Here is a 6,415-nt window from a genome sequence, read left to right on the forward strand (position 1 = left end):
CCTATGGTGCACGGCGTCCCACAATGCCAAAGGAGTTATCATGTACGTCCCTCCGCACTTCGTTGAGGCTCGCGCCGAGGTACTTCACCATCTCATTGAAAAAAATCCGCTCGGCATCCTCTTTACCAACGGGAAGAGTGGGTTTGACGCGAATCATATTCCCTTCGAGCTGCATGCGCACGAAGGTCAGCAGGGCGTGCTTCATTCGCATGTCGCTGGTACGAGCCCTATTTGTCAGGATCTCGCCACCGGCGATGAGGTTCTGATCGATTTCCGCGCCGCGGATGCCTACATCGCGCCAAACTGGTATCCGAGCAAGGTCGAGTCCAAGAAGCAGGTCCCGTCCTGGAACTACATGGTTGCGCATGTGTACGGACGTGTCACGATCCGCGATGATGAGCGTATGTCCGCGGCATGGTCGCGCGCCTGACGCGCATTCATGAGGCGAAACAGGCCGATCCTTGGAAGATGACCGACAGCCCCAAGGACTACATCGGCGAGATGCTCAAGATGATCGTCGGCGTCGAGATCGAGGTCACACGCCTCATAGGCAAGTCGAAGCTCAGCCAGAACAAAGAGGTCCGAGATATTGTCGGCGCCGGCTATGCCCTAAAGGCACAGGGAACAATGTGATGGGCGAGGCAATGCTGGCCGCAGCCGTCAACACGGAGCAGGCTTCATAGCCAGTCAATCAGCTGTGCTACCCTCCACTCGTTGGCAGCAGTGGCAATCATGTTCCGCGAGATCACGCTCGCCTCGATCGCTTCAATTCGGCGATGCGTCCTGATCCATGAAGATCAGGCGTGCCGGATGTTGCTTTGCCGCGAACAGCTGATCATTGGTGATGAGCCCGGTCTCGAGGAGGGTGTCCAGAACCAGGTTTGCACGCTCACGCGCATTCGGAAGAGCAACATGCGAAGATAGATCTAGTGGCGCATTTATCAGGCCGGCAAGCAAGGCTGCTTCGCCAAGTTCGATATCCTGAACCTGCTTCTGGAAATAACTCTGCGCAGCTTTACTGACGCCGAAGATGCCGCCTCCGATCTGCACACGGTTTAGGTAGATCTTCAGGATTTCATCCTTGCTGAGCCGCCATTCGAGCCAAATTGCGACAAGCGCCTCCTGAATCCTGACCTCCAAATTTGGTTGATCTGAGGGGAATAGAATTCTCGCAACCTGCTGGGTAATGGACGATCGCACGGCCTGTGTGCCCGGGGCGGCATGCAATGAGAGCGCGATCGCGGTAAGGTCAAAGCCGAAATGGCTATAGAAGCGGCGATCCCCGGTTGCCAATGTCGCCTTGACTAGGACGTCCGGAAGCTCCTTCACTGAAATCGAGCTGTAGGTCGCGCAAGCGCTGGTCAGACCCGTGCGACATTCCGGCAGACAGAGTGTGGGATCCTGGCTCCAATCCTGATCACCTGTTTTCTGAAAAACGGGGTTTGCCACGATCATTAACACTATGAGGCTGATGAGCCCGAATGTTAAGGCCTCCGAAAGCGGATCGATGATCGTACAGCGCAAGGATCGGGGAACAAGCCTTGCACCGCGCATAATCGACGAGCCACGCGTGGCTCCAGCCATCATACGATCTGGGATTGGGGTTCTTCTTCGCGGTATCATCTGACTCACTTGCGTTTCAAATTGTTCTGAACTTAGCGCGTCGAAACGCGTGCTGCCTGCGGCACGCCGCTCCGTTCGGACGTCCCCGCCAGACAAAGCATCTGTCGTAGTTCTGGAGCCGCGACACGCCGCAGCACAACGTAAGAACTCGCGCATCAGCTGCACCTTGCCGAGGGTGCCGGCAGCGAATTCTGCAGGTGAGAGGTGAGCCCGTGTGAATTTGTTTAGCCCTCGCGGGCTATTGTCGAGCGCTTCTGGTCCGCAAGATCTGCTTCTGGTTGCCAGCACGCGGGTTGCTCGAGCGAGTTGCGCGACGGCGGATGACTGCTGCAACTCTCTGCGGAGTGGGCCGTAGCCATATGCAGCCGCGCGCGCTCTCGTCGGATGCGAAAGCGCCGAGTACGGACGCCGTAGCCAGCCCCACCGGCGGCGACAATCGAAAGGACAATAAGAGCTGCCACCATCATCTCAAGCACGCCTCGCAGATCCTCAATGTCCCGCGCCTGCACCTTGAGGCCGGAATGTGTCTCGGGTTCGGAGAATCGAACCGGTAGTTAGTACAACTTGACGCTAGGTACGATTCAAGTGGTGTTAAGGTCCAGCTCTCGATTCAGTCAGGTATCGGTTTGAACCGCCCGGGTTTGTCGGACGCTCCAACTCCTGAGAGGATGGAGCCATGACGAGCAAGACGACGGACAAATTGTCACCCGAGGTCCGAACCCGAGCGGTTCGGATGGTTCTGGATCTCTCCGGCGAGCATCCTTCGCGCCGGGCGGCGGTGAGATCGGTTGCGGCAAAGATCGGCGGCACACCGCAAACGCTTCGTGACTGGGTCAAGAAGGCGAGATCGACAGCGGGCAGCGGACCGGCGTTCCGACTGAGATGGCCGAGAAGCTGAAGGCCCCGACGGGAGAACCGCGAGCTCCGGCAGGCTAACGAAATCCTACGGAACGCAAGCGCCTATTTTGCGATGGCGGAGCTCGACCGCGGGTCCAAGCCATGATCGCCTCTTGATGATCCATCGTGGGCGCATGGGGGTGAGCCGATCTGCAAGGTCCTGCCGATGCGCCCCCGCGACCTACCACGCCGATGCGGCCAAGCGGCGCGATCCAGCCAAGCGGCTGAAAAAACAACGCCAACGCGCGAGTTCATAACAAGTGCAATTGTCAACCCACATCAAGATCGTCCCGATTTAATCGATTTGGCGAGGAGCCCACATGCAGCGTCTTTTGTCCGACAAGAAAGTCGCCTGGTGCCGAGTCATTCGATCAGTCCTGGTTAATCCGCCTGCAGCCCGCACCCCGCGCGTCTGGCCCAACCTTTGCTGTAGTGATGGACCCACTGTAGATCTGCATGAAGCTGACCACCGACTTTCAGGAGCGCGGTCCGGCACGGTCTCGCTGTGCGGTTGACCGCGCTTTCGGTGCGGGAGGAGAGCTGCTCTAAAATTGGGATATGATGACGAAGAGGGCGTCGATGCAGAGTTCTCGAGTGGTCGCGCCGGAGACGAGTTGCACGTTGTGGGCATTCGCTGCGCATTAAGCGGCGCGATCCCAGATAGGAGAAGTATGGATCGGATCCCTTCGGGTAAAGGCTTGCCAGAGCCCAACACGAAATTGTCTCATCTCGGTCGCGCGCCGGCTGAACACGCCGGGATGGTCAATGTGCCTGTCTATCGAGGTTCCACGATCGTTTCGGAAAGCCTCGAAGAGTGGGATAGGCGCAAGCAGAATCCAGTGACGAACTACGGACGATTCGGCTCACCGCTGTCTCGCGCTCTCGAGGCTGCCATTTGTGAACTGGAAGGCGGGTATCGTTCGATCTTGTTCCCTTCGGGGCTCTCTGCGTGCTCCCACGCGCTTCTCGGGATCCTGAAGGCCGGGGATCATGTTTTGATCTGCGATAACGTCTATGAACCGGTCAGGATATTCGCGAACGAGGTTCTAACTAGATTTAAGGTCAAAGTGGAGTACTTCCATCCCACACAACCTTCGGATCTACTCGCGAAGATTGGAGCAAAAACGCGAGCTGTGTACCTGGAGTCCCCGGGGTCACTGACGTTTGAGGTACAGGATCTTCCCGCGCTGTGCGCGATCGCGCATCATTCGGGTGCGCTCGTGCTCATGGACAACACTTGGGCGACGCCGCTCTATTTCAAACCCTTTCTCCATGGCGTCGACATTTCGATCCATGCCGCGACCAAGTATATCGTTGGTCATTCCGACGCCCTTCTGGGCATTGCTACTGCTAACAAGGAAGCGTGGCCGCTCCTGCAGCCAAGCGCTCATCATTTCGGGGAGATCGCTGGGCCAGATGACATCTATTTAGCTCTTCGTGGACTGCGGACACTAGCCGTTCGCATGAGGCAGCATTGCGAAAATGGCATCAAGCTGGCTCAAAGCCTGGAAGACCACCCGGCAGTGGGCCGGGTTCTACACCCTGCGCTCCCAAACGATCCCGGCCACAATATTTGGAAGCGGGATTTCTTGGGTGCAAGTGGCCTGTTCGGCGTCGTTCTGAAGGCTATGCCCAAGGCCCAGCTTTCGGTTTTCTTCCAGAAACTGCGCCTTTTTGGAATCGGATTGTCGTGGGGTGGGTACGAAAGCCTTGCGCTGCCTGTCGATGATCCTCCACGAACGGAAGCTAAGGTTTCATTTGATGGACCGTTGATTCGTATTCACGCCGGCATCGAGAGGCCGAGTGATCTCATCGCGGACATGCATCAGGCGCTGCAAGCCGCCTGCGAACACTCCGTGAGCGACGCTGCTTACCAGGATGAGAGCAGAGACGGGTGATTTCAAGGGCAGTATTGATGGTGCGAGGAGGCCGATAAGAGCGACGCTTGGGGGCGCTATCGCAACCATGCGTACGGCTTCTGTCTGTCAATGTGCGTGAGCACAACGCCCATGTGTGCGGTCGGTTGGATCTCATTTAAGCCGCAGGCCATTGCCGTATTCGGATGATTCGCTTGCCCAAACATGTCCGGGTGCTTTTCAACACGAGCGCTTGGCAATAGGCGACCGCGCAACCGGGAATCTCCGGCTTTCCGTTCGGTTACGGCGCGACCGCAAACGGGTATATCGCAGCGGATGCATGCCATTTCTGCGACTAATTGCCTCTGTGCCCTATGACGCGGGCGCCGGGTCTAATAGCTCGGCTGGCCCCCGGAGCAGAGGCGCGGAGGCTGACCCAAGGCGTAAACGATCGTTCGCGTACTTGCCGATGCGACATACATTCTTCAGCTAGCACCAACAAGGTTGTCTCTCTTGCGACGAATGTCCGAATTGTAGCAGTGAACGTGGCGCCCAGTTCTCCAACACTCCTGCTTGCGGCAGTGCTCCTGCCGCCTCAGCTGGGACGACATTTGCTGGACGCTTCAGGTCCGCCTCCTCCGGAAGAGGCGCATGCACAATGTTCTCTATCGAGCAGCTACCCGATCTCAGCCAACTCGATTGCAGCTCGTGACGAGAAGTATGACTGTCGCGTTCGGTCGAGCACTTCGAAGCAAGATGAGGCCGAAGTGGCGCAGGGCCCTGCCCAAATCGATACACTCAAAAGACGCAGCACCGGATTGCCTAAGTCGGTGGCGGGAGGCACCAAATGGACCTATTTTGCTTCATCGAATGCGCAAAACAGAGTCGATCTCCCGAGGTGTTGTTCGATGTGCTTGTGAGCTGCTCGAGCGAACAGGGCTTCAGTCAAGTCGCTTACGGGGCGCTGACGGACGCGGAGCCGACCCGCCGGCCAGAGTATCTGCCAGCCGCCGTGACGGTGAGCTTTCCTTCCGCGTGGCGCGAGCGCTATGCTGAACGCCGATACAATGCCATCGATCCTGTGGTTCGGTACGACGATGCAGTCGGCACCGTTTCTATGGGATCAACTCGCTCACAAGATCGATTGCAACCCGGCGAAGTGCGTGTGTTGAACGAGGCCAAAGAGGCGGGTCTGAAGCACGGCGTAACCGTACCACTGTTCGGACCATTTGGACGGCTATGGGTCGTATCCTTTGCATCCAGGTTCGACGATGTCGACCCTCAGTATCGCCTCAGCCGTCTCAACGCATTGGCTTGGCAGTTTCATCATGCATTTACAAAAATCGCGCCCTCATCGGAGGGCAAATGCCATATGAAAGTGGCCCTATCCGAACGAGAAAAGGATTGCCTCCGCTGGGTGGAAGAGGGGAAATCATCCTGGGAAATCGGAGTCATCCTGAGAGTCAGCGAGAATACGGTGAACTTTCACCTGAAGAACGCGATGCGAAAGCTAGAGACGAACAGCCGTACCCATTGCCTTGCCAAGGCGATTCGCCCCGGTCTAATCTGACGTTTCGGCGCCGCTGCCCCGTACCGACCTATGTCGAAGTCACGAGCGATCGATCTGACCAGCGTGGCAACATGACAGCGAGGACACGTTCAGCCCAAGGTGCAGAAGATGCTGTCGCCGCGAATAGCTGACACGCCTGTCGTCTCGTCGTCTTCGGGGGCATAGATGCGTATCCCGCCGAGGGTTGGTCGAGTTTTCGAGGCGGGAGAGGTTCGTACGATCGCCTAAATCCGACATGGACGTAAGCGCGAAGCCGATACCCTTGCTTCAGAATTCGAATGAACGTGCGAAAGAAGCCTCCGGCTTGGACGGAGGTTTCGGATGGGATTGGACAGCAAAAAGGACGTCCATTTGGACGGCTCAACGAGGGGATCGGTGAGCCGGCTGGAGGTTCTTGAAGGACCATCGGGGCGCCGCGTACGTTCGGAAGCTGAGAGAGCTCGGATCGTCGCCGAGAGTCTGTTACCCG

Annotated in this window: 3 protein-coding genes, 2 pseudogenes and 1 other annotated feature; of the genes and pseudogenes, 4 read left to right on the plus strand and 1 reads right to left on the minus strand. The window is 57.6% G+C overall.

Annotation, left to right across the window (positions count from 1 at the left end; genetic code table 11):
* The first annotated feature begins 40 nt into the window (after positions 1-40).
* Positions 41-633, plus strand: a pseudogene (locus IVB42_RS08705) (FMN-binding negative transcriptional regulator).
* 132 nt (positions 634-765) lie between these two features.
* Here the strand turns inward: IVB42_RS08705 and IVB42_RS08710 are convergent.
* Positions 766-1,584 (minus strand): transglycosylase domain-containing protein, encoded by an 819-nt coding sequence (locus tag IVB42_RS08710; RefSeq protein WP_247469972.1) that lies wholly within the window; start codon positions 1,582-1,584, stop codon positions 766-768.
* Positions 1,585-2,299: 715 nt separating this feature from the next.
* On the opposite strand from IVB42_RS08710, the pseudogene IVB42_RS08715 reads away from it, so the two are divergent.
* The 3 genes and pseudogenes from IVB42_RS08715 to IVB42_RS08725 form a co-directional block, all read left to right on the plus strand.
* A pseudogene (locus IVB42_RS08715) lies at positions 2,300-2,708 on the plus strand (transposase); the annotation flags it as partial.
* Positions 2,581-2,696: a sequence feature (AL1L pseudoknot), on the plus strand. Its footprint overlaps the pseudogene before it by 116 nt.
* A gap of 363 nt (positions 2,709-3,071) precedes the next feature.
* Entirely contained in the window at positions 3,072-4,418 is a 1,347-nt protein-coding gene (gene metC / locus IVB42_RS08720; RefSeq protein WP_247289243.1) for a cystathionine beta-lyase, read from the plus strand.
* An 805-nt stretch (positions 4,419-5,223) separates the two neighbouring features.
* Positions 5,224-5,946, plus strand: a complete 723-nt coding sequence (locus tag IVB42_RS08725) for a LuxR family transcriptional regulator (protein ID WP_247469973.1) — start codon at positions 5,224-5,226, stop codon at positions 5,944-5,946.
* Positions 5,947-6,415 lie beyond the last annotated feature (469 nt).

This window comes from Bradyrhizobium sp. 45 (assembly GCF_023073155.1).
Lineage (GTDB): Bacteria > Pseudomonadota > Alphaproteobacteria > Rhizobiales > Xanthobacteraceae > Bradyrhizobium > Bradyrhizobium canariense_D.